General features: G+C 64.1%; 34 protein-coding genes and 1 riboswitch. Of the genes, 21 read left to right on the plus strand and 13 right to left on the minus strand.

Annotation, left to right across the window (positions count from 1 at the left end):
• The first annotated feature begins 353 nt into the window (after window positions 1-353).
• The 10 genes from EH240_RS05520 (at window position 354) to EH240_RS05565 (ending at window position 8,082) form a co-directional block, all read left to right on the plus strand.
• Window positions 354-1,118 (plus strand): SDR family oxidoreductase, encoded by a 765-nt coding sequence (locus EH240_RS05520; protein ID WP_124996396.1) that lies wholly within the window; start codon window positions 354-356, stop codon window positions 1,116-1,118.
• Window positions 1,115-3,202: an excinuclease ABC subunit UvrC gene (gene uvrC / locus EH240_RS05525; RefSeq protein WP_124996397.1), complete on the plus strand. Its 2,088-nt coding sequence runs from the start codon at window positions 1,115-1,117 to the stop codon at window positions 3,200-3,202. The genes EH240_RS05520 and uvrC overlap by 4 nt, the downstream gene beginning before the upstream one ends.
• Before the next feature lie 297 nt (window positions 3,203-3,499).
• Window positions 3,500-4,432 (plus strand): IS110 family RNA-guided transposase, encoded by a 933-nt coding sequence (locus EH240_RS05530; RefSeq protein WP_167483927.1) that lies wholly within the window; start codon window positions 3,500-3,502, stop codon window positions 4,430-4,432.
• 316 nt (window positions 4,433-4,748) lie between these two features.
• Window positions 4,749-5,345, plus strand: coding sequence for a CDP-diacylglycerol--glycerol-3-phosphate 3-phosphatidyltransferase (gene pgsA, locus EH240_RS05535; protein WP_124996399.1), 597 nt, complete (start codon window positions 4,749-4,751; stop codon window positions 5,343-5,345).
• 1 nt (window position 5,346) lies between these two features.
• Window positions 5,347-5,604: a molybdopterin converting factor subunit 1 gene (gene moaD / locus EH240_RS05540; protein WP_124996400.1), complete on the plus strand. Its 258-nt coding sequence runs from the start codon at window positions 5,347-5,349 to the stop codon at window positions 5,602-5,604.
• A 1-nt stretch (window position 5,605) separates the two neighbouring features.
• Window positions 5,606-6,085, plus strand: coding sequence for a molybdenum cofactor biosynthesis protein MoaE (locus EH240_RS05545; protein ID WP_124996401.1), 480 nt, complete (start codon window positions 5,606-5,608; stop codon window positions 6,083-6,085).
• A gap of 279 nt (window positions 6,086-6,364) precedes the next feature.
• The gene (locus EH240_RS05550) at window positions 6,365-6,634 is read left to right on the plus strand and encodes a hypothetical protein (RefSeq protein ID WP_124996402.1); all 270 of its coding nucleotides are present in this window, start codon (window positions 6,365-6,367) and stop codon (window positions 6,632-6,634) included.
• A 112-nt stretch (window positions 6,635-6,746) separates the two neighbouring features.
• Window positions 6,747-6,820: riboswitch (Fluoride riboswitch) on the plus strand.
• Between the two features lie 97 nt (window positions 6,821-6,917).
• A complete protein-coding gene (gene crcB / locus EH240_RS05555) occupies window positions 6,918-7,310 on the plus strand; it encodes a fluoride efflux transporter CrcB (RefSeq protein ID WP_124996403.1) in 393 nt (130 codons plus the stop codon).
• A 5-nt stretch (window positions 7,311-7,315) separates the two neighbouring features.
• On the plus strand, window positions 7,316-7,729 hold the full coding sequence (gene crcB, locus EH240_RS05560) for a fluoride efflux transporter CrcB (RefSeq protein WP_124996404.1): 414 nt from the start codon (window positions 7,316-7,318) through the stop codon (window positions 7,727-7,729).
• A 14-nt stretch (window positions 7,730-7,743) separates the two neighbouring features.
• Entirely contained in the window at window positions 7,744-8,082 is a 339-nt protein-coding gene (locus tag EH240_RS05565) for a DUF190 domain-containing protein (protein ID WP_124996405.1), read from the plus strand.
• 15 nt (window positions 8,083-8,097) lie between these two features.
• On the opposite strand, the gene EH240_RS05570 is transcribed toward EH240_RS05565, so the two are convergent.
• Together EH240_RS05570 and ndk are read right to left on the minus strand one after the other, a co-directional pair.
• Entirely contained in the window at window positions 8,098-8,304 is a 207-nt protein-coding gene (locus EH240_RS05570; protein ID WP_124996406.1) for a hypothetical protein, read from the minus strand.
• Between the two features lie 172 nt (window positions 8,305-8,476).
• Window positions 8,477-8,899, minus strand: coding sequence for a nucleoside-diphosphate kinase (gene ndk / locus EH240_RS05575; protein WP_124996407.1), 423 nt, complete (start codon window positions 8,897-8,899; stop codon window positions 8,477-8,479).
• A 164-nt stretch (window positions 8,900-9,063) separates the two neighbouring features.
• On the opposite strand from ndk, the gene EH240_RS05580 reads away from it, so the two are divergent.
• Window positions 9,064-9,267: a hypothetical protein gene (locus EH240_RS05580; protein WP_124996408.1), complete on the plus strand. Its 204-nt coding sequence runs from the start codon at window positions 9,064-9,066 to the stop codon at window positions 9,265-9,267.
• Between the two features lie 2 nt (window positions 9,268-9,269).
• Here the strand turns inward: EH240_RS05580 and EH240_RS05585 are convergent, their stop codons facing one another.
• A complete protein-coding gene (locus EH240_RS05585; protein WP_124996409.1) occupies window positions 9,270-9,566 on the minus strand; it encodes a DUF1905 domain-containing protein in 297 nt (98 codons plus the stop codon).
• Window positions 9,567-9,604: 38 nt separating this feature from the next.
• Entirely contained in the window at window positions 9,605-10,297 is a 693-nt protein-coding gene (locus EH240_RS05590) for a glutathione S-transferase family protein (protein WP_124996410.1), read from the minus strand.
• Between the two features lie 54 nt (window positions 10,298-10,351).
• Between EH240_RS05590 and EH240_RS05595 the strand changes: the two genes are divergently transcribed.
• From EH240_RS05595 to EH240_RS05605, 3 genes are all read left to right on the plus strand, one after another.
• The gene (locus EH240_RS05595) at window positions 10,352-10,861 is read left to right on the plus strand and encodes a DinB family protein (protein ID WP_124996411.1); all 510 of its coding nucleotides are present in this window, start codon (window positions 10,352-10,354) and stop codon (window positions 10,859-10,861) included.
• A 215-nt stretch (window positions 10,862-11,076) separates the two neighbouring features.
• Complete coding sequence (locus tag EH240_RS05600) at window positions 11,077-11,586, plus strand: hypothetical protein (protein WP_124996412.1); 510 nt, start codon at window positions 11,077-11,079, stop codon at window positions 11,584-11,586.
• Window positions 11,587-11,864: 278 nt separating this feature from the next.
• Window positions 11,865-12,650 (plus strand): GGDEF domain-containing protein, encoded by a 786-nt coding sequence (locus tag EH240_RS05605; RefSeq protein ID WP_124996413.1) that lies wholly within the window; start codon window positions 11,865-11,867, stop codon window positions 12,648-12,650.
• A gap of 12 nt (window positions 12,651-12,662) precedes the next feature.
• Here the strand turns inward: EH240_RS05605 and EH240_RS05610 are convergent, their stop codons facing one another.
• The 5 genes from EH240_RS05610 to EH240_RS37820 all read right to left on the minus strand — a co-directional run bounded on the left by EH240_RS05610 (window position 12,663) and on the right by EH240_RS37820 (window position 16,889).
• The gene (locus EH240_RS05610; protein ID WP_124996414.1) at window positions 12,663-13,082 is read right to left on the minus strand and encodes a hypothetical protein; all 420 of its coding nucleotides are present in this window, start codon (window positions 13,080-13,082) and stop codon (window positions 12,663-12,665) included.
• 265 nt (window positions 13,083-13,347) lie between these two features.
• Window positions 13,348-13,650, minus strand: coding sequence for a DUF982 domain-containing protein (locus EH240_RS05615; RefSeq protein WP_124996415.1), 303 nt, complete (start codon window positions 13,648-13,650; stop codon window positions 13,348-13,350).
• Between the two features lie 179 nt (window positions 13,651-13,829).
• On the minus strand, window positions 13,830-14,147 hold the full coding sequence (locus EH240_RS05620) for a hypothetical protein (RefSeq protein WP_124996416.1): 318 nt from the start codon (window positions 14,145-14,147) through the stop codon (window positions 13,830-13,832).
• Between the two features lie 136 nt (window positions 14,148-14,283).
• Complete coding sequence (locus EH240_RS05625) at window positions 14,284-16,365, minus strand: ATP-dependent helicase (protein WP_124996417.1); 2,082 nt, start codon at window positions 16,363-16,365, stop codon at window positions 14,284-14,286.
• Window positions 16,366-16,721: 356 nt separating this feature from the next.
• Entirely contained in the window at window positions 16,722-16,889 is a 168-nt protein-coding gene (locus EH240_RS37820) for a hypothetical protein (RefSeq protein ID WP_167483928.1), read from the minus strand.
• 142 nt (window positions 16,890-17,031) lie between these two features.
• Between EH240_RS37820 and EH240_RS37825 the strand changes: the two genes are divergently transcribed.
• The gene (locus EH240_RS37825; protein ID WP_167483929.1) at window positions 17,032-17,205 is read left to right on the plus strand and encodes a hypothetical protein; all 174 of its coding nucleotides are present in this window, start codon (window positions 17,032-17,034) and stop codon (window positions 17,203-17,205) included.
• A 551-nt stretch (window positions 17,206-17,756) separates the two neighbouring features.
• Here the strand turns inward: EH240_RS37825 and EH240_RS05630 are convergent.
• Window positions 17,757-18,725 carry a LysR substrate-binding domain-containing protein gene (locus EH240_RS05630; protein WP_124996418.1) on the minus strand — a complete coding sequence of 323 codons (969 nt, stop codon included), beginning with the start codon at window positions 18,723-18,725 and terminating at the stop codon, window positions 17,757-17,759.
• A gap of 112 nt (window positions 18,726-18,837) precedes the next feature.
• Between EH240_RS05630 and EH240_RS37830 the strand changes: the two genes are divergently transcribed.
• The 5 genes from EH240_RS37830 to EH240_RS05665 all read left to right on the plus strand — a co-directional run bounded on the left by EH240_RS37830 (window position 18,838) and on the right by EH240_RS05665 (window position 22,147).
• Complete coding sequence (locus EH240_RS37830) at window positions 18,838-19,671, plus strand: hypothetical protein (protein WP_167483930.1); 834 nt, start codon at window positions 18,838-18,840, stop codon at window positions 19,669-19,671.
• A 59-nt stretch (window positions 19,672-19,730) separates the two neighbouring features.
• Window positions 19,731-20,819: a DMT family transporter gene (locus tag EH240_RS38765; RefSeq protein ID WP_245435841.1), complete on the plus strand. Its 1,089-nt coding sequence runs from the start codon at window positions 19,731-19,733 to the stop codon at window positions 20,817-20,819.
• A gap of 5 nt (window positions 20,820-20,824) precedes the next feature.
• A complete protein-coding gene (locus EH240_RS05655; RefSeq protein ID WP_245435837.1) occupies window positions 20,825-21,061 on the plus strand; it encodes a hypothetical protein in 237 nt (78 codons plus the stop codon).
• 351 nt (window positions 21,062-21,412) lie between these two features.
• Window positions 21,413-21,853 (plus strand): Ros/MucR family transcriptional regulator, encoded by a 441-nt coding sequence (locus EH240_RS05660; RefSeq protein ID WP_124996420.1) that lies wholly within the window; start codon window positions 21,413-21,415, stop codon window positions 21,851-21,853.
• A 12-nt stretch (window positions 21,854-21,865) separates the two neighbouring features.
• Window positions 21,866-22,147 (plus strand): hypothetical protein, encoded by a 282-nt coding sequence (locus EH240_RS05665; RefSeq protein ID WP_124996421.1) that lies wholly within the window; start codon window positions 21,866-21,868, stop codon window positions 22,145-22,147.
• A gap of 105 nt (window positions 22,148-22,252) precedes the next feature.
• On the opposite strand, the gene EH240_RS05670 is transcribed toward EH240_RS05665, so the two are convergent.
• The 3 genes from EH240_RS05670 to EH240_RS05680 all read right to left on the minus strand — a co-directional run bounded on the left by EH240_RS05670 (window position 22,253) and on the right by EH240_RS05680 (window position 23,879).
• Entirely contained in the window at window positions 22,253-22,444 is a 192-nt protein-coding gene (locus EH240_RS05670; protein ID WP_124996422.1) for a hypothetical protein, read from the minus strand.
• 311 nt (window positions 22,445-22,755) lie between these two features.
• Window positions 22,756-23,415: a lysozyme inhibitor LprI family protein gene (locus EH240_RS05675; RefSeq protein WP_167483931.1), complete on the minus strand. Its 660-nt coding sequence runs from the start codon at window positions 23,413-23,415 to the stop codon at window positions 22,756-22,758.
• Window positions 23,416-23,621: 206 nt separating this feature from the next.
• Window positions 23,622-23,879 (minus strand): hypothetical protein, encoded by a 258-nt coding sequence (locus EH240_RS05680; protein ID WP_124996424.1) that lies wholly within the window; start codon window positions 23,877-23,879, stop codon window positions 23,622-23,624.
• A gap of 137 nt (window positions 23,880-24,016) precedes the next feature.
• Here EH240_RS05680 and EH240_RS05685 point away from each other — a divergent pair, with 137 nt between their 5' ends.
• The gene (locus EH240_RS05685) at window positions 24,017-25,894 is read left to right on the plus strand and encodes an ABC-F family ATP-binding cassette domain-containing protein (RefSeq protein WP_124996425.1); all 1,878 of its coding nucleotides are present in this window, start codon (window positions 24,017-24,019) and stop codon (window positions 25,892-25,894) included.
• Window positions 25,895-25,917: the final 23 nt, after the last annotated feature.

Genomic DNA, 25,917 nt, shown 5'->3' on the forward strand with positions numbered 1-25,917 from the left:
CGTCCGGGGGGATAAACGGGCCTGGCGCTCAACGGTTCCAAATGTCGTGCTGAAATACGGCTGAAGCGAACCTGAACTTGGGTCATTCCCCGGCACGAATGAGGCTGAAAGGTGACGTTGCATCTTCGCAACAGCGAATGTCAGCACGCTAATCATGTTGCACTGCACACCGCTTGGTTCAAGGGGTCCGGCGGCATATATTACGCTATGAGAACGCCCCCGAATCCGGCCGGCAAGGGCGCGTACGGGCCGCTTCGCCACATTCCTGCCCCAGGTGGAAATGGCATTTAACGCTTGGCCTGTCATATTGTGCCGGCTTCCCGGAATCGTGAAGCCGATTGAGGATTGACAACATGAGACAAGCCGCTGGCGTGGCGCTGGTGACGGGGGGTGCGAGAAGGATCGGCAAGGTGATCGTGGAGGACCTGGCCGCGCATGGTTTTGCCGTCGCCATCCATGCCAACCGTTCCGGAGCCGAGGCCGAGGCTTTGGCCGGCCCTATCAGGGACAAGGGCGGCCGCGCTGCCGTGGTCGTTGCCGACCTTACCGATATGGACGCCGTCGGCGATCTTGTCGGCCGCTCCGAGGCCGCCCTCGGCCCGGTCACGCTGCTCGTCAACAACGCTTCGCTCTTCGTCGACGACCGTATCGAGGATTTCGACTGGCAGGCCTGGGACCGCCACTTCGCCATCCATGTGAAGACCCCTGCGCTCCTGGCGCAGAACTTCGCTCGCGCCTTGCCGGAAGGCGAGGAAGGGTTGATCGTCAACATCATCGACCAGCGCGTCTGGCGGCCGACGCCGCGCTATTTCTCCTATGCGCTGTCGAAATCGGCCCTGTGGACGCAGACCCAGATGCTGGCGCAGGCGCTGGGGCCGCGCATTCGCGTCAACGCCATCGGCCCCGGCCCGACGCTCAAGAACAAGCGCCAGGACGACGATGATTTCGGCAAGCAGGTCGAGGGCCTGATCCTGAAGCGCGGCCCGCAATTGCCGGAATTCGGCGCCACCATCCGCTACCTATGGGAAGCGCGCTCCGTCACCGGCCAGATGATCGCGCTCGACGGCGGCCAGCATCTTGCATGGCAGACGCCCGATGTGACAGGCATGGTGGAATGAGTCCCACAGACCAAAAAGACAGACGAAACGGCATAGCCGCCGACGACCTGCCTCCCGAGATCGACCTCGAGGACGAGGCGGTGGAAGAGATCGTCGAGCCGATTGCCGCAGCCGGACCGGACGTCGCCTTCACCGCGATCGACTGGACGCCGCATGCCGGGGACGCCGATGGCATGGTCGGCGCCGAGGTGATCCAGACTTTGGTCAAGCGGCTGCCCAATCAGCCGGGCGTCTACCGCATGATGAACGCCGCCGGCGACGTGCTCTATGTCGGCAAGGCGCGCAGCCTGAAGAAACGCGTCACCAACTATGCGCAAGGGCGCTTCCACACCGCCCGCATCGGCCGCATGGTGCGCGAGACCGCGACGATGGAGTTCGTCGTCACCCGCACCGAGATCGAGGCGCTGCTGCTTGAGGCGAACCTCATCAAGCGGCTGAGGCCCCGCTTCAACGTGCTGATGCGGGATGACAAGTCGTTCCCCTACATTCTGCTCACCGGCGACCATGTCTCGCCCGGCATCTACAAGCATCGCGGCGCGCGCTCGCGCAAGGGCGACTATTTCGGCCCCTTCGCCTCGGCCGGCGCGGTCGGGCGCACCATCAATTCGCTGCAGCGAGCCTTCCTTCTTCGAAGCTGCACGGACTCCTTCTACGAGAACCGCACTCGGCCCTGCCTGCTCTACCAGATCAAGCGCTGCGCCGGCCCTTGCACCGGCGAGATCTCGCACCAGGACTATGCCCACCTGGTCGCCGAGGCGAAGGATTTTCTCTCGGGCCGCAGCCAGAAGGTGAAGACCGAGATTTCGGCCGCCATGCAGCAGGCTTCCGCGGAACTCGACTTCGAGCGCGCCGCGATTTATCGCGACCGCCTCGCGGCGCTGTCGCATGTGCAGGCGCATCAGGGCATCAACCCACAGACGGTCGAGGAGGCCGACGTCTTCGCCATCCACCAGGAAGGCGGCCAGACCTGCATCCAGGTGTTCTTCTTCCGCACCGGCCAGAACTGGGGCAACCGCGCCTATTTCCCCAAGGCCGATCCGACGCTGGAAGGATCGGAAGTGCTGGGCTCGTTCCTGGCGCAGTTCTATGACGACAAGCCGACGCCCCGCGCCATCCTGCTCTCGCACGCTGTCGAGGACCAGGATCTCCTGGCGGAGGCGCTTTCCACCCGCGCCGGCCGCAAGGTGGCGATCTCGGTGCCGCAGCGCGGCGAGAAGAAGGACCTGACCGACAACGCGCTGCAGAACGCCCGTGAGGCGCTCGGCCGCAGACTGGCCGAAACCTCGACCCAGGCGAGGCTGCTGCAGGGTTTCGCCGAGACCTTCGGCCTGGCAAAGCCGCCGGTGCGCATCGAGGTCTACGACAACTCGCACATCATGGGCACCAATGCGGTCGGCGCCATGGTCGTCGCCGGGCCGGAAGGTTTTGTGAAGAACCAGTACCGGAAATTCAACATCCGCTCGACCGAGATCACGCCCGGCGACGATTTCGGCATGATGCGCGAGGTGATGGAGCGGCGTTTCTCGCGGCTGCTCCGGGAACACGGCGACGCCCAGCCTTCGCGTGGCGCGGGCGCGGCAGCCGAGGACGATGCGGCCGAGGACCTTGTTGAGGGGAACGGCAGTTTCCCGGCCTGGCCGGACGTAATCCTGATCGACGGCGGCCAGGGCCAGATGACGGCGGTGCGCAAGATCCTGTCCGATCTCGGCATCGAGGATCGGGTCGTGGCCATCGGCATCGCCAAGGGCCAGGACCGCGACGCCGGGCGCGAGCGCTTCTTCGTCAAGGGCAGGGAAAGCTTCATGCTGCCGGTGCGTGACCCGGTGCTCTACTTCGTCCAGCGCCTGCGCGACGAGGTGCACCGCTTCGCCATCGGCTCGCACCGCGCCCGCCGCAAGAAGGAGATGGTGAAAAGTCCGCTCGACGAGATCGTCGGCATCGGCCCCGGCCGCAAGCGGGCGCTGCTCCACCACTTCGGCACCGCCAAGGCGGTAAGCCGCGCCGCGGTCGAGGACCTGGTCAAGGTCGACGGCATTTCCGAGCATGTCGCGAAGCTGGTCTACAACCATTTCCATGAGAGTTGATGGCGGGTCCTTTGACGTCGGTGCCACATGTCGAGGGGTGCTGTACTTGGAGATTTGCCGAGAGGCCCATCGCGTCGTCATCCACGGGCGAAGCAAGGAGCGAAGCGACGCGGCGCAGACCATAGGATCCTGTGTGTTGGTTCCGGTGTATGGTTGAAGTGGGAAGGAGGCCGAGGGGATCCTGGTCGTCCTTTCGGACAGGCCGTGGCATGGCTCGGTCCCTTCCCACCGGTGACCCATCAACCTGAACAGTTGCACGGGGCTGTTCCAAGCAGACCCCGAACCACAGGAAGAGGCATGGACATGATAGTGCAGAATTACGTCGGCTGCGACATCTCCAAGCAGTGGCTCGATTTTTTTGATGAGGCAAGCGGCCATTACCGGCGCATCGACAACCAGGCCGATGCGATCGCCGCCTATGTGGCGGGCCTTCAACCCGGTCGGGACTTCGTCGTCATGGAGGCGACAGGGGTCCATGACCGGCTGCTGCGCCACGCGCTGGCCAAGGCAGGGGTTGCGTTCTCGCGGCACAACCCCGCGCACACCCACCACTATGCGAAGTCGACAAGACGGCGCGCCAAGACCGATCGTCTCGACGCCAGGATGCTGAGCGACTATGGCCGCCGCTATCAGCCTGCGGCCGAGCCGGCGCCGCGCGAAGAAAATGAGCGGCTTCAATCGTTTGCCCGCCACCGCGACCAACTGGTCGATATGCGGGCAACGCTGAAGAAGCTCCTCGGTGAGGCCCTCGACGAGGCTGTCGTTGCCGATCTGGAAGACACGATCGCCGGCTTCGACACCCGCATCAAAGCGCTCGAGAGCCTGATTGCCAAAGTCATTCGTCAAGCCGAGGACACCGCTCGCGACCACGCGCTGATGGTCTCCGTGCCTGGTGTCTCCAAGGTCAGCGCGCTGTCGCTGCTGGCGCACCTGCCCGAGCTCGGCCAGCGTTCGCCCAAGTCGATCGCGGCGCTCGCCGGCCTTGCCCCATTCGATAACAAGAGCGGCAAGCTCAACCGCAGGAGCCAGATCCAGGGCGGGCGATCACGCGTGCGCCGCGCCCTCTACATGGCGGCGCTCAGTGCCATTCGAACCTGTGACCGATTTAAAAAATTCTACACCGAACTCGCAGCCCGCTCAGGCTCCAAGAAACTGGCCATCATCGCTGTCGCAAGGAAGCTCCTGGTCGTCCTCAATGCCATCATCAGGGATAAAACCGCATTCGCATGAACACAGTTACCATGCCGTGACTTTGAAGCGTCACTACGGTCCAGAATTCTGCTCCGCCGCACTCCTCGCGCAAGGTCACGGTATGGATCCTCGGGTCTTCGCGACGGAGCTTCGCTCTTGCTCCGCCCAAGGATGACGAGGTCGGGAAGCCTCCGCTAAGTGGAACGAGGGGTTATTTCGGACTTCAGATAACGTCGGCATCACCCCAATCTCGACACACCCAGCGCTATTTTTACCTGGCCAATCGAATCTCGCCTGTTGACCCCCCACATTGGCTTCTGATTTGAGTAGGTGAGGCGAGAGTTCCCGATCAGACATGGCCCAGCGCGCTTTCAACCTGCCTAACATCCTCACCTACGCCCGCATCGTCGCGGTGCCGTTGGTGGTGCTGTGCTTTTTCCTCGAAGGCCATCTAAAGTCCTCCGACTTCGCCCGCTGGTCGGCGCTGGTCATCTTCCTGCTCGCTTCCGTCACCGACTATTTCGACGGTTACTTCGCGCGCGCCTGGCAGCAGACCTCCAACATCGGCAAGATGCTAGACCCGATCGCCGACAAGCTCTTGGTCGCCACCTGCCTGCTGCTTTTAGCCGCCGACACCGACCGGCATGCCGGCATCGCCGGCTGGTCGCTATGGGCGGCGATCATCATCCTGTGCCGCGAGATCCTGGTTTCGGGCCTGCGCGAATATCTGGCGGCGCTGAAAGTGTCGGTGCCGGTGACGCAACTCGCCAAATGGAAGACCACCATCCAGATGGTCGCCATCGCCTTCCTGCTCGTCGGCCCGGCCGGCGACAAGATCTTCCCGCCGACCACCCAGATCGGCCTGGTGCTGCTGTGGATCGCGGCGCTTGTCACGCTCTACACCGGCTACGACTATTTCCGCGCCGGCCTCAAGCACATTATGGACGAGTGAAATGTCGACGAAGCTCATTTATTTCGCCTGGGTGCGCGAGCGGATCGGCAAGCCGGAAGAGGATATCGAGCTGCCGGCCGGCATCGAGACCGTCGCCGATCTTTTGCGCTGGCTGAAGTCGCGCGGCGAGGAATACGAAAACGCGCTGCAATATCCGGATGTCATCCGCGTCGCCATCAACCAGGAACATGTCGGCCACCGCGAGAAGATCGCGGGCGCGCGCGAGATCGCGCTGTTTCCGCCGATGACCGGGGGCTGAGATGGCGAGCGCCGTCGTGCCGGCCATCCGCGTCCAGCGCGAAGACTTCGACGTCGCCCACGAGATCGCCGCCCTGACGAAGGGCCGCGCCGACATCGGCGCCGTAGTCACCTTCTCCGGCCTCTGCCGCGACGAAGAGGGCGCGCTCGCGGCGCTCGAGCTCGAGCACTATCCCGGCATGGCCGAGGCCGAGATCGGCCGCATCGCCACTGAAGCCGCTGAGCGCTGGCCGCTGCAGGGGCTCACCGTCATCCACCGCCACGGCAAGATCACGCCGGGCGAGAACATCGTGCTGGTGGTGGCGGCCTCCGCGCACCGGCAGGCGGCCTTCGAGGCCGCGAATTTCCTCATGGACTATCTGAAGTCGCGCGCGCCCTTCTGGAAGAAGGAGCATCGCGCCGACGGTTCTGAAGGCGGCTGGGTGGAAGCCAAGGAAGCCGACGACGAGGCGGCCGGCCGCTGGAAGACGTCGGGCGAATAACCCCGGTCGCCTGCTCTATCCTGCAACGTCAGAGATTGGCGAAAGCAGCTGTGACATCCGATCTCCCCCCTTGCGGGGGAGATGGCCGGCAGGCCAGAGGGGGGTGGGCAGGATCACGACTTTTCGGTCGTCTGATTCAGCTGCAAACACCGGGAATAATCCACCCGGCGGGAGCGTTAACCCTTCATATGGCGGGCAGGCAAAAGGGAGAGAAGTCCCTTCACTGAAACCGCCGGACCGAATGCGCGGATCGATCTGGCCACTCAAAGGAGACCAGATATGAAAAAACACGCGCTCATCATCGCCGCCGTAGGCGTATCGTTGATTGCCTTCGCCGGCCTCGCCAGGGCGGACGACCATCTGTTCAATGCCACCCAGCATGGCCTCAGCCCCGACAGCCAGCCTTTCCAGACCAACAAGGCCGGCCATAGCGGCGACCTCGCGCCTGGGCAGGGCAGTCCGTTCACCGGCGAGGAGACCAAGACGCCGGCGACCGACACGGCAGCGGCGAACGATCATGCGAATGTGAAAGAGCGCCAAGCGAAGTGACGTAAAGCCCGCCGCGGGGGGCGGCGGGTTTCACGGCGCTCACCATTCACTTATTCACCACCACCACCACCACCACCTCGATTGACCGCGCCGCCGCCAACCCCTAGGCTCAGCCAAAAATGGGGATGGGTTCCCCCGAAACCGCCCAAGCTTTTTCGTATCTGGGCTGATGACTCCTGCCAGGCGTGCTTTCGCGCGGCAGGATTTGTTTTTCCGCTCGCTTCATGCCTGTCTTGGTGGCGCGATTCCCACAACGGGTCGCATTTGGAGAGGCAATGAAGCGATGACCTTTGCGGCTTGCGCCCTGGTCCTGATCGGCGGCTTCCTCGGCGGCATTTCCCGCTTCTTCCTCTCGGGCCTTGTCGGCCGCAGCGTCGGCGAGACTTTTCCCTGGGGCACGCTGGCAGTCAATGTCTCCGGCGCGCTGGCCATCGGCGCCTTCGCCGGCGCGGCCCGGTCGGTCGGTGGCGTCTTTTCCGCCGAGCTGGTGCGCGACCTGATCGTGGTCGGCCTGTTCGGCGGCTACACCACGGTGTCGTCCTTCTGCCTGCAGACGCTGAACCTTGCGCTCGATGGCGAACGGCGGCTCGCCGCTTTCAACATCGTCGCCTCGGCTGCGCTCTGCGTGCTTGCCGTCGCGCTCGGCTTTTTGGCGGTCGTGCGGGTGGCAGGGTAGGGATGATGTCCGCAAACGACAGACAGACGGCCTTGCGGCTCTATCTCGCGGTCGGCTGCGGCGCGGCCGTCGGCTCGCTGGCACGCTTCCTGTGCGGCTATGTAATCGTCTCGCTGCTGGGCTTGAGCGCGCTTCTTGCAACGGCTTTCGTCAATGTCGTCGGCTCCTGGGTCATCATGTTCTTCGCCACGATGACCCGGCCGGATGGACGCCTCATGGTCGGCCCGGCCGGCCGCCAGCTCGTGACCGGCGGCTTCTGCGGCGGCCTCACCACCTTCTCGGCCATGAGCCTCGACACCTTCATCCTGCTTTTAGGAGGCGACCTCGGGCTGGCCACGACCTATCTTGTCAGCGTGGTCGTGTTGTCGCTGGCGTCCGCCTGGCTTGGCTATGCAGTGGCGATCAGGATCAGTCGATAATCAGGGAGGAGAACATGGAACTTCCCAGCCAATGCGTGCTGCTAAGGATCTTCTTCGGCGAAGACGACAGGGCTGCCGACGGCATGCCGCTGCATGAGGCGATCGTCATCAAGGCGCGCGAGACCGGCATGGCGGGCGCGACCGTGCTCAGGGGACCGCTCGGCTTCGGCCGATCGAGCGTGCTCCACACCGCCAAGATTCTGCGGCTGTCGCAGGACCTGCCTATCGTCGTCGAGATCGTCGACGCGCCGGAAAAGATCGACGCGCTGATCCCTCGGATCAAGGCGCTGACCAACAGCTGCCTGATCACCAGGGAGAAGGTCAAGGTCATCCGTTACGGCGACAAGGATTGAACCTGGACGGCTCGATCAGCGGTGGCGAAGACTGCGGCCTATCGTGTCTTCGTCGAAAATGCCGGCCGAAAACAGCTGCATGGCCTGGATCGCCAGCTCCGATGCCTCCGAGCTGCCGGGGACGATGCCCCGCTCTTCGCAAACCTGGTCATAGATACGCTTCAACAGGACGAGATCGTCCGGATATGCAACGCCACTCTTGGAAACATGGTTGTCGATCATGCTTCCCTCCCTGTCTTCGTGCGGAAGGGCGATGGGTCGCTCACAGCCGCCAAAACACCCTTGTCATTTGTTGGTATTGACGCCGATCTAGGGCATTCGGCCGGCCTGCCCACCTCGCTGCGACAAAAAAAGGCGACCGAGGCCGCCTTCATTGCTTGGGCGAAATTCCGGCTCAGCCGACGATCTCGGTGTCGGAGAACCAGTAGCGGATCTCCTGCTCGGCGGTTTCCGGCGCGTCGGAGCCGTGCACCGAATTCTCTCCGATCGACAGCGCATGCACCTTGCGAATAGTGCCGTCGGCGGCATTGGCCGGGTTGGTGGCGCCCATCACTTCGCGGTTATTGGCAATGGCGTTCTCGCCCTCTAGCACCTGCACGACTGTCGGGCCCGACGACATGGACTCGACAAGCTCGCCGAAGAACGGGCGATCCTTATGGACGGCGTAGAACCCTTCGGCCTCGCGGCGGCTCATCCACACGCGGCGCGACGCGATGACGCGCAGGCCGGCGTCTTCCAGCATCTTGGTGATGGCGCCGGTCAGATTGCGCCTGGTCGCGTCCGGCTTGATCATGGAGAAGGTGCGTTCGATCGCCATTGGGTCGTCCTTGTTCTGGGAATGGAAATTGGAGTGGCGGGCTCTATACAAGCCGCCCGGCGGCTTGCCAAGGGGAGGCGGCTTCTGGTCAAGGCCAGCTGTTTGCGGGATAATTGGACGGCTGCGAGCGCGCTTCGGGCGTCGCCGCAGCGGAGCCTAAGGCGATGAACTGGCCTTACCTCAGACGCGGCGATCTCGCCGGCATTATCTTGATGGCCGTGGTTCTTGCCGTGCTCGTCTTCGTGCTGCTGTTCTTTCCACAGCGCGGGCAGCAGAATTTCGGCTTCGGCCCGGAATGGCAATGCGCCCGCATGGAGAAGGGCGATCCGATCTGCGTCAGGCTGGTCGAGAAGGGCGAAGCCAAATAGGGTTATAGCTCGACCTCTATGGTCAATGCCGGCATGTCGCCGGCCTTCAGCCCTTCGCGCTGCCGCACCGAGGCCTTGAGCGGCAGAAGCAGGCTGCCGGACGCCTTGTCGGGGAAAAGCGACGTGCTCCATCTTGTCCTGCCGATGACAGCCGTCACGCCGAGCGAGCCCCAGGGCCGCGTCAGCCCCGCCATCGCCGCGCTGATCCGCGCCGCGAATTCGGCCGGCAGCGTCACGAAATGCCAGCCGCCCTTGCCGGGATAGACCCAGATCTCGGCCTGCATCTCATAGCGCAACATGGCGATCCTGCCGCTGGCGGCCTCGCGAAGTCATTCCGTCACGCCGCCGCTGCAACCTGCCGGCCGGTCCCGCCATGCAGGTCGAGGCAGCGCTCGAACCACTGGGCGACGCTGTCGCCGGCCTCGAGCAACCGGTAGGGCGAGGCGACGCGGGCCCATTGCAGCGCGCCGAACACGATGTAGTCGGCAAACAGCGGCGATGTCCCGCCGATGAAGGGCTGGTAGCCGAGCATCGAGCGCAGCGGTTCCAGCGAGGCGCGGAAGCCGGCGAGCCCCGCGTCGCGGCCGGCCACCACCTCTTCCAGCCGCTTGCCGAGCCGCTGCTCGCGGCTCTGGCGGAAATAGGCGCGGTTCGCCTCGTCCTGCATGCCATGCAGGTCGGCGAGCAGGACCGTCGTGAGGTACGGATGGATGGTGAGCTGCGACCAGCGCTCGATGAAGCGGGCCGTCGCCTTGCCGCCTTCGCCGGCAAACAGCGTCGGCCGCTCCGGATAGGTCTCGTCGAGATAGAGCGCGATGGCGAAGGAATCGGCCACCACGCGGTCGCCGTCGCGGATCACCGGCACCGTCTTCGACACGCCGCCCTCCACCTTGGGCACTTCCAGGAAGCGGGTCGGCACCTTGGTGGCGTCGAGCCCCTTATGGGCCAGCGCCATCTTCGTCTTCCAGCAATGCGGACTGAACGGACGTTGGGTGTCGTGGCCGACGAGATCATAGAACAGAATGGTCATTGAGGTTCCTGCGGGTTACGAAGAGCCGGGATTCGCTCTGAGCCGGATGAAAGAATGAAACAGCATTTCATGATGTTTGCGGCCTACAATCAATGGGCCAACGCGCGCATCTACGATGCCGCTGCCGGTCTCGACGAGGAAGAGTTCGGCCGCGATGTCGGCGCCTTCTTCGGCTCGCTGCTGGGCACGCTCAATCATCTGCTCGTCACCGACCGCGTCTGGATGAAGCGATTCACGGGCGAGGGCGACGCGCCCTCAAACCTTGCGACGATCCTCTATCGCGCGTTCCCAGGCTTGCGCTTGGCACGCGAGGCGGAGGACCGGAGGATCGTCGACTGGGTGAGCGGCATGACCGACAAGGCTTTCACCGGACGTTTTTCCTATATGACGACCGACATGCGCACCGTCTCGCAGCGGCTGGCGCCGGCGCTCAGCCATCTTTTCAACCACCAGACCCACCACCGCGGCCAGGCGCATATGTGCCTCACCGTGCTCGGCAGGCCCTCGGTGCCGCTCGACCTGATGCTGTTCCAGCGCTCCGAGGAAGGCCGCGCATACGCCTGAGGCGCAGCATGGGTCTACGGTTTTCCAGTGTTGATCAAGATCGAACATTAAGAAAAACTCGTATATCATTTTGAAACAACGAACTTTTCCCTGAAAAAATGGGAACCCTGACGGACTCCGTTCGTATTCCCCTCGTTCCCTCTCGCACAAGCATGCGCACGGACAGATTGCTCCGGCAATGCGGTGCGGAAAATGTGGCAACGAAGGAGTACGCCATGAATGGTATCGCAGAAAAAATCGCCAGCGCATTGGTCGGCGGCATCGCCATTCTCGCCGTGCCGGCGAATGCTGCTGGTCTCGACATCGGCTTTGGCATCGATAACGGCGGCGTCGGCGTGGGTAGCACGGGCGGCTTCAACGCAGGCACTGGTGGCTTGATTGGCGGCGCCACAGGCATAATCACCGGCACAGGCACCTCGTTCGGCGCAACGGGCGGCGTCGGTGGCACCGGCAACGTGGGCGGCTCTGGTGGCTTGAACACCGGCACGGGCATCTCGATCGGCGGCACCACAGGCACAACCACCGGCACCGGAAGCTCGTTCGGCGCAACGGGCGGCGTCAGCGGCACTGGCACCGTGGGCGGCTCTGGCGGCTTCAACGCCGGCACCGGCGGCTCGGTTGGCGGCTCCATGGGTACCACCACTGGTTCTGGCATGTTCGGCGGGGCCGGTGGCCTCAGCGGTGGCGGCGCCTTGGGCGGCTCAGGCGGCACGACCGTCCCCTAAAAAGCAATTTCAGGAAAGCGCGGCTTTCCTTCCGGAATCGCGCGAAAAACAGACAGTTAGAGCAGATTCGGCGATCTTGAACGGAAATGCTCTGGCATGAGTCCGAGCCAGACGGCCCGGGGCGAGAAGCCCGCCGCCCCCGGGCGACGGGCTTCTTGAACCGTGCCGCATCTTCTGGCGCTTGGCTGCCGGTTAACCAAACTTGCATTGAAGCTAATGTATTAGGACTTCGTTTGCGCACGCGCTGCACAATAAGGCTGTTGCAGTGGAGCAGTGCCATGCGCATTGATTTGTCCCCCACCAGTTGGGGCAGGGTCGTGCTGGTCACCGTCGCCGGCACGGCATTCTTCATTGCCGCGGCCTTCTTCGTCGATTCCTTCAACTTTCCCTCGCTGTCGCCTGACGCGTTGCTCTGGGCCAAGCTCACGGACCTGTTCCTGCCGCTTGTCCTTGGCGGCTCCTTCCTGCTCTTCCTGATGTGGAAAATGCGCCAGCTGGCCGTCGCCCAGAAGGAGCTCAGCATCGTCGCCGCGACCGACAGTCTGACGGCAGTCTTTAATCGGGGCGCCTTCTCGATGCTGGTCGAGGCCTATCTCGACCAGGCCCGCAGCCGCGCCGCCGCCGATGCCGGCGCGCTGCTGATCGTCGATGCCGATCATTTCAAGTCGATCAACGACCGTCTCGGCCACGATTGCGGCGACCAGGCGCTGAAGTTGATCGCCAGGACGATCCAGGGCCAGCTCCACCGCGCCGACATCGTCGGACGCATCGGAGGCGAGGAATTCGCGGTTTTCCTTCCGGGCGCCGACGCGACGCGCTCCTTCCTGGTCGCCGAGTCAATCCGGCTGCGCATCCGCGAGGCCGAGTTCACGCCGGGCGGACAGCCATGCCCGCTCTCGGTCAGCATCGGCGGCATCGCCTTCAACGGACCCACCACCTATCACGACATGTTCCAGGTCGCCGACAGGCATCTCTACAAGGCGAAGTCGAACGGACGCGACCAGGTGAGCTTCGAAAGCCCGCGCAGCGCGCTATCCGGCGAGGCCGCCAACACGTTCCATTAAGGCTGAACGCTCTCACCGGTGGCTGCGGTTGAGCAGCGGCCGATGCTGGCGGATCAGCTGGCGCTCGACGTCGAGACAGGGCCTGATCGGGCCCGCCGCCGTCAATGTCGGCTCAGGCTGATGGACAACCGCCGTCAGCGTGCCATGCGCGGTGAGCAGGCCCAGCCACTTCAACGCTTCCCATTTCGGCGTCGCGCCGCCGCGTCCGGCCAGGCTCCGGTTGATGTATCCGGGATAGGAGAGCAGGTGCTTTCCCGCCGATGAGCCGCAGGTGCCGATCCTGACCGGCTTGCCATTGGCGGTGATCCAGGCATAGACGGCATCGCCGAGCTCGCACACCTTCTGGTCGGTTATCATGACACGGATCGAGGACTTGTCACGGGCAAGCCTCATTTCCGCCGCCGGCTTGAACTTGTCGCGATCGAGAAACATCGGCCCCCTGCTGCCTGTCCGCAAACCTGCATAGGGAAGGCGAGTGTTCTGTGCGGTGTTTCACGCAACGGGCTGTTTCTGTGCGACGTTTCACGCGGCGGCCTGTTCTATGCGATGTCTCACGCAGCTCCGGGAAAGTTTCGCGCAGTCCGGCCGAGGCGGCGGCAGGCAGTCGGAAGGCTAGGTGGTACGAAAAAACCCGCCCGAGACCTCTCTCAGCCGGGTTTGTCCAGGCCTCTGTCGACCGCGCCGGGGCCGGCTGATCTCAGGCGGCGAAGCCGCTCTGGCCGCGCGCGACCGGTTTCACCGAGACGGTCGGCTGATCCTGCGGCCATACGATGCCAGCCGTCACCGCGAAGGCGATCAGCGTGTCGCGCGCTGCTTCGGCGGAGATTTCTCCGGCCCGCGCGGCCTCGCAGGCCTTCACTGCCGCCCCGTAGCTTACCCGTCGGCGCGACGGCGGGAATTCGGTCAGGAACTCATGCATGTCGGACAACGAGGCGATCATGCGCTTGTGGCCGCCGCCGACGCTGACCGCGACGGGGGTGAAAAGCATCCTGTCGTGCATTTAGACCTCTCGAGCTGGGGTGAAGGATCGCGGAGCAGCCATCCTTCAGTCTTGGGGTAGGACTGGGGTAGGACGCCTCACAACGCGCCTTGCGGTGCGAGGTTCCATGTTCGGGAACCTTATTGCGCCGGCCTGCCCGAAGGCGGCCGTTCCGAGCCGGCGCGGGCCGTCAGCCAGCCTCACCAGCCTCTATGCCAGCCGCAGCTCCAGACTCTCTTCACGACCCAGTGGTGATGGTGCCAGCGTCTGTGCACCCTGACATAGCAGCGGTCGCGATCGTGATGACGCCAATAGCGCCGATGCTCGCCGTAGTCGCGCATGCCATAGTGATGACGGCGCCAGGAGTAATCATCGTCATACCGGTGACGGCGCCAGTAGTAGTCGTCGTCGTACCGGCCGTTATCGGTGGTGATCGTCAGGCTTACCGCCTGCGCCGGAACCGCCATCGGTGTCAGAGTGGACACACCAAGCATAGCGGCGAGGATCAGATTTCTCATCTCCGCCTCCTTTTCATCAGGATTTGCTAAAGAAAACCCGTTTCGCGGTAGAAAGTTCCCACCGGCCACACAGGCGAAGCCCGACGGACCCGCCCCGCCGTCGATTTCCGGACCCGGCCGCGAGCGCGGATGCGGCCTATTTCCACATGCCGCGCATGCGCGCGCCGAGATCGACCTTGACGCCCGGCCTTTGGCGCGGGTCGTCCTTGATGGCCGCGCTTGCCCACGACTTCTGCTCAAAGGCCGACAGCATCGAAGCCGGGATGAAGCGGGTGCGCGAGGCATAGACATGGCGGTCGCCGCGCGTCGGCTGGTTGTGCGGGTAGAAGCGCTGCGGCACCACCAGATGCAGGCTGTCTTTGGCCCGCGTCATCGCCACATAGAGCAGCCGGCGCTCCTCCTCGATGTCCTCCTTGGTGCCGACGCCGAGGTCGGCCGGGATGCAGCCGTCGACGGTATTTAGCACGAAGACGTTCTTCCATTCCTGGCCCTTGGCCGAATGGATGGTCGACAGGATGAGGTAATCCTCGTCGCGATGCGGCGGCCCGGCCTGGTCGCTGGTGGCGTCGGGCGGATCGAGCGTCAGTTCAGTCAGGAAACGCTCGCGCGACGGATAGCCCGACGCGATCTGCTCGAGTTGCAGAAGGTCGGCCCGGCGCGTGATCGCATCCTCATGGATGCGTTCGAGATGCGGCTCGTACCAGAGCCTGACCCGTTCGAGGTCGGCCGGCCATTTCGGGCCGGTGCGCAGCCCGGTGTAGATGTCGAGGAAGACCGGCCAGTCTTCAGCCGCACGCTGCGGCGGCCGGAAGCGGGCTAGGCCCAGCGTCTCGTCCAGAGACGTCGCCATCGCCTCGACGATTTGCGAGGCGGCCGAAGGCCCGATCCCCGGCATAAGCTGCAGCACGCGAAAACCGGCGACGCGGTCGCGCGGGTTCTCGGCAAAGCGCAGCATCGCCAGCAGGTCCTTGACATGGGCGGCGTCGAGGAATTTCAGCCCGCCGAATTTCACGAAGGGGATGTTGCGGCGCGTGAGCTCCACCTCCAGCGGCCCGCTGTGGTGCGAGGCGCGGAAGAGCACGGCTTGCGCCTTCAGCGCCGTGCCGGCCTCGCGTTCGGCAAGGATCGCCTGGCAGACATAATTGGCCTGCTCGCCCTCGTCGCGCACGCTGACCAGTTGCGGCTTGTGCGACGACCTGCGCTCTGTCCACAGGTTCTTGGTGAAGCGCTCGCTTGCCTCGCCGATCACCTGGTTGGCGGCCGCAAGGATCGTCTCGGTCGAGCGGTAGTTGCGCTCCAGCATGACGATCTCGGCGCCTTGCGCGAACTGTTTTGGGAAATCGAGGATGTTGCGCACTTCCGCGGCGCGGAACGAATAGATCGACTGCGCGTCGTCGCCGACCACGGTAAGGCCGGCGCCGTCCGGCTTCAGCGCGGTGAGGATCGAGGCCTGCAGCCGGTTGGTGTCCTGGTATTCGTCGACCAGCACATGGTCGAAGCGGGAACCGAGGTGAGCGGCGATCTCCGGCTCGGCCGCCATCTGCGCCCAGTAGAGCAGCAGGTCGTCGTAATCGAGCACGTTCTGTGCCTGCTTGGCCTCGACGTAAGCCGCGAACAGCTCCTTGAGCTGTTCTGCCCATCCTGAGCACCAGGGAAATGCCGCGCCAAGCACCTCGCCAAGCGGCGCCTGCGCATTCACCGCCCGCGAATAGATCTGCAGGCAGGTGCCTTTGGTCGGAAAGCGGCTTTCGGTCTTGGAAAACCCGAGCTCGTGGCGGGCGAGGTTCATCAGGTCGGCCGAATCCTCGCGGTCATGGATGGTGAAGGCGGGATCGAGGCCGATCTGCTCGGCATAGTCGCGCAAGAGTCTGGCGCCAATGCCGTGGAAGGTGCCGGCCCAGGCGAGTGCGTCGGCGATGATTGCGGCATCGCGGCCCAGCACCTCGCCGGCGATGCGCTCGACGCGCTTGGCCATTTCTGACGCCGCGCGGCGCGAAAAGGTCATCAGCAGGATGCGGCGCGGGTCGGCGCCCTTGACGATGAGGTGCGCGACGCGATGCGCCAGCGTGTTGGTCTTGCCGGAGCCGGCGCCGGCGATCACCAGCAGAGGTGCTGCCACCTTGCCGTCGCCATGCACCACCGCCAGCCGCTGCTCGTCATTTAGCCGGGCAAGATAGGCGGGAGCTTCGAAGGACGAATCACGAGCGGCGATGTTCATCGCCCATCAAGCATCGTTTCCGCTTTGTTCGCAACGGGGGCGCAGCCAATCTCCCCGTGTGGGGAGATGCCCAGCAGGGCAGAGGGGCGCGAAGGATCGCCTTCGTCCTAGAGCGGAGCAAGGAGCGAAGCGACGCGCGCAGACACCTAGGATCCATATCGTTACTTTCGAGCGCCGCAACGGTGCAGATCTCCTGATCTGTCGCATTCTTCGGCAAGCGTCACACAGGATCCTCGGGGTCACAGCCCGAGGACGAAGCGCCGGCGGAGGCGGAGAACCAGGTGTTGAAGCGCCGGCGGGACAGCGCCCCCTCTGGCTTGGCCAGCCATCTCCTTCGAGGGGGAGATCGACTGTAGCTACCTTTTCGGCTCCACCCCCATCGCCGCCGACTGGCGCCGGAGCGCGCGCCTTTCATCTCCGGGCATGTCCAGCGGGGCGACATCGCCGGGTATTTCCTCGATGATCCTCATCGTGACGCGATAGGCCGTGTAGGCGAACAGGCCGACAAGCAGCAGACGGATCATGACCATCTCCTCGTGCGGTTCGATCGATTTCAACCGGACAAGAGGCCGGTTGGTTCCCGCCCGCCCACGCAACCAAACCGCCGCCGCCTCGTTTGCCCGAAGAAAGGGGCGCCATGGAAGGGGAAATCGAGAGGAGGTCGTCATGAAGAAGCTTCCTGTGCTGCTGGCTCTCGCGGCAGGGCTCGCGCTCGCCGCCTGCGACAACAGCGTGCCGCCCACCAAGGCGCCTGCCGACCAGAACCCGCAGGTCGACAAGAACCCGGTGCCGAAATCGACCACCGGCGGCGACCAGCAGGGCACACCGCCGGCGCAGTGACGGCGCCGAAGCGGGCAGGATGCTCGGCCCGGAAACAGGCGGGATTGGGAAATGAAGCGGCGCCGCTACAGAAGAAGGCCGGCGCTGCTTGGGAGGAAGCTGAAAGCGCCGGCCAAGCGGGAAATCAGGCCCGCCGCACAACAAACGATAGCTGAGTCTTTGCGTTGCGTCATTGTTCGAATGAGTACAGTCGTTTGATCATCCACAGACTGTTGTTCAAGAGGTTGATTGATCCTAGCACAGAAATTTTGACCGGTCGGCTATGCTTGCGTTGGCAGGTCGCATGCCTTGGCGATTGGCCGAAACCCCATCGCGATCGTTCCTTGGGCGGAGCGGGAAGCGAAGCGTACCGCGTAGACCCAAGGATCCATGCCGTGATTTCGGAGCGTCTCTGCGATGCAGAATTCGCCCCGCTGCACCCTTCGATCAAGGTCACAGGATCCCAGGGTCTCCGCGACGGAGCTTCGCTCCTGCTTCGCCCTAGGATGACGAGTTGGAGAGGCTTCAGCCCGCGCTTGCGCTGATTTCACGGAAAAGGCTCACGGATTGCGCTAGGCCATCGCCGCCCGCTTCACCGGTATGCCCTCGATCTCCAGGTCCAACTGGCGTTGCGTCAGCGCCGCCTCGGCCATGATCCACTGCTTGAACAACTCCACCTTGCGCGCGCCGAGCGCCTTGATGGGGCTGACGAAATACCAGCCGGCGGTGTTGGGGTGGTGCACGGCGAAGGGCGCCACCAGCCGCTCGGCGCGGATGTCGCTCGCCATATAGGCGCGGTTGGCGACGGCAAAGCCCATGCCGGCGTTGGCCGCCTCGTAGGACATCATGCAGGAATCGAGATAGATGCTCCTGGTTTCGCCCAGCACGAAGCTGGCGCCGGCAAAGCCCAGCCACGACTGCCAGTTCTGGGTGCAGGTGTCGGAGTGGAGCAGGGTGAAGTGCTTGAGGTCCTCGGGCGTCACCTTGGACATCGGCTTGTCGCCCAGCACCTCGTGGAACAGCTTGCGGCTGCACACCGGCGTCAGGTCCTCCTTGAACAACAGCTCGCAATTGAGGCCGGGGAAGTCGCCGTCGCCATAGCGGATCTCGAGATCGTATTCGGAGGCCGAGAATTCATGCGTGGCATAGGAGGTCGAGACCCGCATCTCGATGTCCCGATACTGCCGCTGGAAAGTGGCAAGGCGCGGAAACAGCCAGCGCGCCGCGAAGGTCGGCAGCACGCAGATCTTGAGCACATGCGCCTGGGATTGCCCGGTGGCCTCCATGCTGGCCGCCACGATCCGCTCCAGAGCCTCGCGCACGCGCGCCACATAGGTTTCGCCTTCCGGCGTCAACGACACCGCATTGCCGCCGCGCTGGAAGATCTTGAAGCGCAGCTGGTCCTCCAGGCTCTTCACCCGCTGGCTGACGGCGGATGCAGTGATGAACTGCTCCTCGCCGGCGCGCGTGAAATTGCGGTGCCTGGCGGCACTTTCGACAATTTTCAGCGAGTTTAGGTTGACCTGACTGAGCAGACGCACCGGGTTTGGACCTTAAGCTGGGCTTACGCTAGCACCAGCATTCCTAAATTTACAGGGGCAGGGGTGTTAATCGACTGTTTACCAAGTGTTGCCCCCATCTTGGAGAAGTAGAATGAACGCCCATACGATCCCCGAACTGCGCTATGCGATGAGCCGTGAAGCCATCATCGGCCATGATACGGCGTGGAAAGTGTCGAGGTTCGGCGTCGCCCAGTATCTTCACGGCTACGATCCGCAACTGCTTGCCGCGATCGAGGAGGCCGCGCTGAAGCTCAAGGCCAGCCATGCCGTGCACAAGCATCTCGACCTCACCTTCATCACCGGCGCCGACCGCTACATTCCGGAGATCAAGGAGCTGGTCAACGACAAGCTGCGACTGGAACGGCTGTCCGACATGATGGGCACCAAGCTCGAACCCTATCCGCTGTCGATCGTCGGCTCGACCGTCACCTTCATGAGCCCCAAGGATGGCGCCGTCGAATGGCACTGTGACGGCGTTCCGGTGACGGAGCTCATTCCGCTGTCGATCAGCGATCCCCTGATCGGCGGTCATCTTGAAATCTATTGCGACGATTCTGAGACCGGCCGCGCCATCCTCGAATCAGGCCGCGACCTGCCGCGCAACAAGGTTATTCGCATCGACCACAAGATGAATTACGCCACGCTCGGCCAGTTCCTCGGCGTGCTCCATCGCACCGCGCCGATCCAACTCGGCTCGCGCATCACCCTGGTGCTCAACCAGCGTTCGGTGGCCAAGCCCTATGTCGACGACAACCGCATGTTCTACCTCGCCGCCGACAACGACCAGGATCGCACCTGGGTGAACGAGCTGGCCGACGACGTCTGGACGAACCAGCTGCCGGCCTATCGCCGCTATGCCGAAGAGCATCCCGTGCCGAAGCCGGCTGCCGAGCCGGTCCCCGGCGGAGTCAGGGAATCGTGGTAGTGGCTGATGATCCAGCCGAGCGCCAACTGGCTTCAGCGTCGCTGAGCCTCGACCCGGACATGGCAGAAAGGCGGAAGAGCCGCATCGGCGCTGCTTCCTCGGCGGCGCTGGCCTTCGCTTTCGGCGCGGTGGCGCTGTGGGCGACCAACGCGCTCGTCGGCAAGACGCTGCTCGCCGGCCATCCGGTTTCGCATGTGCAGTTCCTGCAGTTCTGCGGCGCCGCGCTGGTCTTTGCGCTGATCAGGTTGATGAGCCGCGGCCCAATGCCTGCTGACCAAACAGTGGCGACTGGGCTTCGCCCCCTCATCCGGCCGCTGCGCGGCCACCTTCTCCCCAGTGGGGAGAAGAGGTTGGCGCCGGCGCTGCCGGACTGCTCTCCCCCCGGGGAAAGGTCGGATTGCCCCGAATTGCCCTTCGCAATTCGGCTGGCAATCCGGGTGAGGGGGGCTTTTGAGCGCGGTCCTCTCGCGCTACGAGGCAGCCTCGCCGCCTACGTCGTCGGCTTCATCGGCCTGGTCGGCACCATGGTGCTGCAATACATCGCCTTCGCCTCGATGCCGGTCATCGAGGCCAATCTCGTCGCCTACACCTGGCCGCTGATGGTCGCTGCCGCCGTCATCGTGCTCGGCCGTCCGCGGCGGCCGCTGCTGCTTGGGCTCACCGCCGCGCTCGGCTTCGCCGGCGTGGCGCTGGTGATCTCCGGCGGCCGCCCGCACGCCTGGTTCGAAGGCAGCCTCGCCGGCTATTGCGCTGCCTTTGGTTCAGCACTTTGCATGGCCTTCTACTCGCTTGCCGTCGGCCGCCTTGCCGTGCCGCCGGATCGGCTCCTGCTGCCCTCGGCGCTGATCGGCGTCGCGCTGACCTTCGCCTGGTGTCTGCATGACGGCGTCGCCGGCCTTGGCGGCGCGCACCTTTTGCTCGGCCTCTATCTCGGCGCCGGGCCGATGGGGCTGGGCTATTACTTCTGGTCGCGGGCGCTCAGCCTCGACCAAGGCGGCAGGCTCGCGATCGTGGCGTATCTCACGCCGATCGCTTCCACGCTTTTGCTGGCGCTGTCGGGCGAAAGCCTGTCGATGACGGCCATTGCCGGCGCCGTCCTCGTCATCGGCAGTTGCATTGCTGTCGGCATCGAACGTTCGGAGGCCTGAACACCATGCCAGGGATCATGCCGGGAAACATGCCAGGAAGCGGGCTTGACGACGACGAACGCCGCGCCAGACAGGAGGCGCATTGGCTGGTGAAGGAATTTGGCGCCGAGGCGCCGCTCTATGCCGCCATGAAGGCCGAGAAGGCCATCGAGCAGAAGGATTTCGGCCGCTGCGCCCGCTGGAAACGCGTGCTGGAGATCCTGACCGACAACGGATCTCCGGCGCGGCGCGCCGCGAAATAAGCGACTCGCGGTGACGTCATCGAATCGGGCATGATCGGCCATCCGAGCGCCGGCGCTGCTCGCCGGTGTCGCGGTCCTGGACTTCGATTTTTGCAGGAGTATTCGCAAAATCGAAGTGCTGCCGCGCATTTTGCGGTCTCGCGCCAGTCTTTGGCGCTGTAAAGTGTTTGTTATAGGTATTAGAATTCCTAACTTGCGCGATTGCGAGCCGCGGTGAAAACGTATCTCCGGTATTGAGTCTCGTGCGTTTATTGACTCTGGACGGTCCGTTGGGGGACAGGTCCGATATGATACCTAGACCAAAGTCTTAAAAACAGCTGGTCATTTGAGAGCCAGCAAAGGGTGAAAAAATTGTCCAATATCGATGACAAGACTGCAATCGAGCTGACCGCCGACATTGTTTCGGCCTATGTAGGCAACAATCCGCTTCCGGCCTCCGGCCTGCCTGATCTGATCGCCAGCGTCAGCGCGTCGGTGCGCAAGCTCGCCGGCGCCGCTGCCGTCAAGGAGAGTGTTCCGCTGACGCCGGCCGTCAATCCGAAGCGTTCGGTATTCCCCGACTACATCATCTGCCTGGAGGACGGGAAGAAGTTCAAGTCGCTGAAGCGGCACCTGTCGACCGACCATGGGCTGACGCCGGACGAATACCGCGCCAAATGGGGCCTGCCGGCCGACTATCCGATGGTGGCGCCCAGCTATTCGGCCACCCGCTCGGCGCTGGCCAAGTCTTCCGGCCTGGGCCGCAAGCCCGGCGCGGATACCGGCAAGGGCAAGCGCAAAACCAAAGCCTGAGGCCAGCCTGCCATGTTGCCCGCAACGGACGGCGCGGCGCCGTCGGCCGATCGCTTGGCCGCGCTCGACGCATTGCGTCGCAGGGTGGCCATCCAGTCTTCCGCCGACGCCGCCGAGGGGATCAAGGCGCGGCGCGTCCTGTTCTCACTGGACCTGCCGGCTGTCGAAATGCATGCCGCGCTCGGCGCGCTCGACAATTTCGAGCGCGCCATCGTCGAGCACGACGACCGGCTGGTCGTCGCTGCGCGGCGGCTGAGATGCCTAGCCGTCCTGGATGGCATCATCGGCGAATGAAAGGCGTGCCGCGTTCACGGCAATTCCGTGAGGGCGTGGCGGTTTTCGTCCGCAATTGCATGAAGCGCGGGTCGGCGGTTCTGCGAGGAAGCCGCCTGGCCGCCTTCAGTTGCGAGGTGGCTTGCCGGCCTCCGCGCTGCGGTCCTGCTCGGCCGCGAGGCTGTCCGCCTCGACGGCCGTCATCTCCAGAAAATAGACCAGCATCTGATAGCGCGTGCGTGAAAGCATCTTCGCAAGCCTGCGCGTGATCTCCGCCACATATCTCAGCATGCGCAGATCGTTGGCCGACGCGTCCATCGTGAACTCCTGACCCGGTCAATTTATAGTTGGCGTCAACGCGCGACTCACGGCGCATTGATAGGTTCGCAGGATCGACGCAAAACTGAAATCAATTTTTCGACAAGCATCATGCCTGGCTTAAAAGATTTCAGTGCTTTTTTTGGCGGTATCGATGCCAGTCGCACCAATATAAGCCAAAGCGGAACTTGCGGTTGTCTTGGTGGCTGGCTTCATCTTCCGCGACGGAACGGTCGTTGTCCGCCGATTGCGGCAGGCGGGCCGGACCGAACGGCCAAGCCCTCCATGTTGCTCAGTCCCCGCCGTGTTGCTCAGTCCTTGTAAGCGGAACAAAAGGCCGGCGGATTGTCGTTGCCGATCACGGCGCAGCCTCTCTTGATCTCGTCGATCATCATGCTGCAGGCATTCTGCCCATTGCAGGGCGGGTGTGTCGCCGGCGACACCTGAATGCACTGCGAGACATACTGGTCCGATTTCGCCTTGCCGGCCGATTGCACGCATGGCCTCGCGTCGTCCTGTTTCGCCGCGGCAGGGACAGGTGCGGCGGGCGCGGCGCCGCCGCTGGCCTGCGGCACGCAGGAGAGGTCGCCTTCCGGACATTGCAGCTGGTGCTGCAACTGGGTCAGCCGCGTCCTGGTCAATTCCGCCTTGCAGGTCTCGACCAGGCTCGAATACACCGAGCCGTCGGCATAAGGCTGGGTGCGGAAGGCGCATTCCTTGTCGCGGAACGGGATCCAGGCACGCTGCGCGTCGCGAAGGCGCTGCTGGTCGGCGGGAGCGAGGCGTCCCGCCAGCGCCTTGTAGACGGCGTTGAGCGCGGCATCGGCCGAGGCCGCGTCCTTGGCGGTGCAACTGGCGAAGTCGGCCTGCGTCTTCGCCGCCGCGCAGTCTGCGGCCCGGACAGGGACCGCCATCATGGCGGCAACCGCAATGGCCAGCGCGGCCGAGAAAAGGATGGTCTTGCACGTCATCGGATCTGTCCTTTGCGTGGATAGGCCCCAGCCGCTCGCGCCAGCATAGGTTGAGACAATAGCAGCCATCAACGTCAAACCGGTGACTTGGCAAGCAAAGTGTGAGTGGCATGGATGGTTGAGAGCCGGCAGAGATGACAGCCAATCTCCCCCCTTGCGGGGGAGATGTCCGGCAGGACAGAGGGGGGTGCTGTCCCGCCGGCCTCTCAGTCGTTCATAGGCGACGCCTGAGATTGTTTTCCGGTATCAATCTGGATGAGCAAGTGTCCTGTCGCGCGCCCCTCTGGCCTGCCGGCCATCTCCCCAACTTGGGGGGAGATTGGCAGTGTCAGCGCCGCGCTTGCTGGCTCAGTGAAGGGGGGCACCTCAGCCGTGTCGCTCTCGAACAACACCAGCTGCGTCGCCAGCGCGGCCGTCGTGGCGACTTGGAAGAAGATGAAGGCGAGGGCGAAATAGCGGATCACGGGCTTCCAAACGCTCAGGGAGGCCCCTGGTTCCAGCCCGTCGGGCTTTTTGCCGAACGGCCGGAGACTGCACGCGGCGAGCTTGATGCAGGGCCTGGCTCTTGCGAAGCGCCGACGTCCCGTGCAAAAGCCCGCCCATGCTTATCATCAATGACCTCTCGCTGCGCATGGCGGGGCGCCTGCTTCTCGACCATGCCTCGCTGATCTTGCCGGCCGGCACCAAGGCGGGCCTTGTCGGCCGCAACGGCACCGGTAAGACGACGCTGTTCAAGGCGATCACCGGCGATTCCCCGTCGGAAACCGGCTCGATCAGCCTGCCGAAAAGCACCCGCATCGGCCAGGTGGCGCAGGAGGCGCCCGGCACCGAGGAGCCGCTGATCGACATCGTGCTCAAGGCCGATGTCGAGCGCCAGGCGCTTCTTGAAGAAGAAAAGACAGCCACCGATCCGCATCGGATCGCCGAGATCCACACCCGGCTCGCCGACATCAACGCGCATTCGGCGGAATCCCGCGCGGCCACGATCCTGGCCGGCCTCGGCTTCGACGATGCCGCGCAGAAGCGTCCCGCCTCGTCCTTCTCCGGCGGCTGGCGCATGCGCGTGGCTTTGGCCGCCGTGCTCTTCTCCGAACCCGATCTTCTGCTGCTCGACGAACCGACCAATTATCTCGACCTCGAAGGCACGCTGTGGCTGGAGAATTACGTCTCAAAATATCCGCACACCGTGCTGCTCATCTCGCACGACCGCGACCTGCTCAACCGCGCCGTCAACTCGATCGTCCATCTCGACCAGAAGAAGCTGACCTTCTGGCGCGGCGGCTACGACCAGTTCGAGCGCCAGCTCACCGAGCAGCGCGAGCTGCAGGAAAAGAGCCGCGCCAAGCAGGAAACGCAGCGCAAGCACATGGAATCCTTCGTCGAGCGTTTTCGCGCCAAGGCCTCCAAGGCCAGGCAGGCGCAGTCGCGGCTGAAGGCGCTGGAGAAGATGAAGCCGATCGCGGCCATCGTGAACGACACGGTGCGGCCGTTCTCCTTCCCCGAGCCGGTGAAGACGGTGGCCTCGCCGATCATCGCGCTCAACGGCGTCAATGTCGGCTACACCGAAGGCAATCCGGTGCTGAAGAAGATGATGCTGCGCATCGATGCCGACGACCGCATCGCGCTGCTCGGCGCCAACGGCAACGGCAAGTCGACTTTCGCTAAGTTGCTCGCCGGCCGCCTGAAAGCCGAGACCGGCACGATGACGATCGCGCCGGGGCTGAAGGTTGCGATCTTCGCGCAGCACCAGCTCGACGATTTGCGTCCCGAGGAAAGCGCTTATGAGCACGTGCGCCGCCTGATGCCGGATGCGCCCGAAGCCAAGGTGCGCGCCCGCGTCGCTCAGTTCGGGCTGTCGACCGAAAAGATGAATACCCCGGCCAAGGATCTGTCGGGCGGCGAGAAGGCGCGCCTCCTGATGGGACTCTCGGCCTTCGAGGGACCGAACCTGTTCATCCTCGACGAGCCGACCAACCACCTCGACATCGACAGCCGTGAATCGCTGATCCATGCGCTCAACGATTTTCCGGGCGCGGTGATCCTGATCTCGCACGACCGGCATCTGTTGGAGGCAACGGCCGACCGGCTGTGGCTGGTCAAGGACGGCGCGGTCAACCCCTATGACGGCGACCTGGAGGACTATAAGACCCTGGTTACCGGCGTCTCGTCCAATCACCGCGAGCAGAAGGAAGCGGACAAGGCCTCCAAGGCCGACCGCCGTCGCGAGGCGGCAGCACGCCGCGCCGCGTTCGAGCCGCTCGCCAAGGAAATCCGCGCCACCGAGGCGTTGATGGACCGCATCCGCAAGCGCATCGACCTGATCGAGGACGAGCTCGCCAACCCGGCCGTCTACGAGAAGGACCCCTCGACCGCGACGCGGCTGGCCAAGGAGCGCTCGCAACTGACACAGACGCTGGCGCAGAACGAGGACAAGTGGCTGGCGATGTCGGCGGAGTATGAGGAAGGGATTGCGGAATGAGAACGTGATCTCCCCCCTTGAGG

This window comes from Mesorhizobium tamadayense (assembly GCF_003863365.1).
In the GTDB taxonomy this organism is placed as follows: Bacteria; Pseudomonadota; Alphaproteobacteria; order Rhizobiales; family Rhizobiaceae; genus Mesorhizobium; species Mesorhizobium tamadayense.

Bases quoted from the DNA above. Each gene is read 5' to 3' on its own strand.
- EH240_RS05520 (WP_124996396.1), top strand. From the start codon at position 354: ATGAGACAAGCCGCTGGCGTGGCGCTGGTGACGGGGGGTGCGAGAAGG.
- uvrC (WP_124996397.1), top strand. From the start codon at position 1,115: ATGAGTCCCACAGACCAAAAAGACAGACGAAACGGCATAGCCGCCGAC.
- EH240_RS05530 (WP_167483927.1), top strand. From the start codon at position 3,500: ATGGACATGATAGTGCAGAATTACGTCGGCTGCGACATCTCCAAGCAG.
- pgsA (WP_124996399.1), top strand. From the start codon at position 4,749: ATGGCCCAGCGCGCTTTCAACCTGCCTAACATCCTCACCTACGCCCGC.
- moaD (WP_124996400.1), top strand. From the start codon at position 5,347: ATGTCGACGAAGCTCATTTATTTCGCCTGGGTGCGCGAGCGGATCGGC.
- EH240_RS05545 (WP_124996401.1), top strand. From the start codon at position 5,606: ATGGCGAGCGCCGTCGTGCCGGCCATCCGCGTCCAGCGCGAAGACTTC.
- EH240_RS05550 (WP_124996402.1), top strand. From the start codon at position 6,365: ATGAAAAAACACGCGCTCATCATCGCCGCCGTAGGCGTATCGTTGATT.
- crcB (WP_124996403.1), top strand. From the start codon at position 6,918: ATGACCTTTGCGGCTTGCGCCCTGGTCCTGATCGGCGGCTTCCTCGGC.
- crcB (WP_124996404.1), top strand. From the start codon at position 7,316: ATGTCCGCAAACGACAGACAGACGGCCTTGCGGCTCTATCTCGCGGTC.
- EH240_RS05565 (WP_124996405.1), top strand. From the start codon at position 7,744: ATGGAACTTCCCAGCCAATGCGTGCTGCTAAGGATCTTCTTCGGCGAA.
- EH240_RS05570 (WP_124996406.1), bottom strand. From the start codon at position 8,304: ATGATCGACAACCATGTTTCCAAGAGTGGCGTTGCATATCCGGACGAT.
- ndk (WP_124996407.1), bottom strand. From the start codon at position 8,899: ATGGCGATCGAACGCACCTTCTCCATGATCAAGCCGGACGCGACCAGG.
- EH240_RS05580 (WP_124996408.1), top strand. From the start codon at position 9,064: ATGAACTGGCCTTACCTCAGACGCGGCGATCTCGCCGGCATTATCTTG.
- EH240_RS05585 (WP_124996409.1), bottom strand. From the start codon at position 9,566: ATGTTGCGCTATGAGATGCAGGCCGAGATCTGGGTCTATCCCGGCAAG.
- EH240_RS05590 (WP_124996410.1), bottom strand. From the start codon at position 10,297: ATGACCATTCTGTTCTATGATCTCGTCGGCCACGACACCCAACGTCCG.
- EH240_RS05595 (WP_124996411.1), top strand. From the start codon at position 10,352: ATGAAACAGCATTTCATGATGTTTGCGGCCTACAATCAATGGGCCAAC.
- EH240_RS05600 (WP_124996412.1), top strand. From the start codon at position 11,077: ATGAATGGTATCGCAGAAAAAATCGCCAGCGCATTGGTCGGCGGCATC.
- EH240_RS05605 (WP_124996413.1), top strand. From the start codon at position 11,865: ATGCGCATTGATTTGTCCCCCACCAGTTGGGGCAGGGTCGTGCTGGTC.
- EH240_RS05610 (WP_124996414.1), bottom strand. From the start codon at position 13,082: ATGTTTCTCGATCGCGACAAGTTCAAGCCGGCGGCGGAAATGAGGCTT.
- EH240_RS05615 (WP_124996415.1), bottom strand. From the start codon at position 13,650: ATGCACGACAGGATGCTTTTCACCCCCGTCGCGGTCAGCGTCGGCGGC.
- EH240_RS05620 (WP_124996416.1), bottom strand. From the start codon at position 14,147: ATGAGAAATCTGATCCTCGCCGCTATGCTTGGTGTGTCCACTCTGACA.
- EH240_RS05625 (WP_124996417.1), bottom strand. From the start codon at position 16,365: ATGAACATCGCCGCTCGTGATTCGTCCTTCGAAGCTCCCGCCTATCTT.
- EH240_RS37820 (WP_167483928.1), bottom strand. From the start codon at position 16,889: ATGATCCGTCTGCTGCTTGTCGGCCTGTTCGCCTACACGGCCTATCGC.
- EH240_RS37825 (WP_167483929.1), top strand. From the start codon at position 17,032: ATGAAGAAGCTTCCTGTGCTGCTGGCTCTCGCGGCAGGGCTCGCGCTC.
- EH240_RS37830 (WP_167483930.1), top strand. From the start codon at position 18,838: ATGAACGCCCATACGATCCCCGAACTGCGCTATGCGATGAGCCGTGAA.
- EH240_RS38765 (WP_245435841.1), top strand. From the start codon at position 19,731: ATGGCAGAAAGGCGGAAGAGCCGCATCGGCGCTGCTTCCTCGGCGGCG.
- EH240_RS05655 (WP_245435837.1), top strand. From the start codon at position 20,825: ATGCCAGGGATCATGCCGGGAAACATGCCAGGAAGCGGGCTTGACGAC.
- EH240_RS05665 (WP_124996421.1), top strand. From the start codon at position 21,866: ATGTTGCCCGCAACGGACGGCGCGGCGCCGTCGGCCGATCGCTTGGCC.
- EH240_RS05670 (WP_124996422.1), bottom strand. From the start codon at position 22,444: ATGGACGCGTCGGCCAACGATCTGCGCATGCTGAGATATGTGGCGGAG.
- EH240_RS05675 (WP_167483931.1), bottom strand. From the start codon at position 23,415: ATGACGTGCAAGACCATCCTTTTCTCGGCCGCGCTGGCCATTGCGGTT.
- EH240_RS05685 (WP_124996425.1), top strand. From the start codon at position 24,017: ATGCTTATCATCAATGACCTCTCGCTGCGCATGGCGGGGCGCCTGCTT.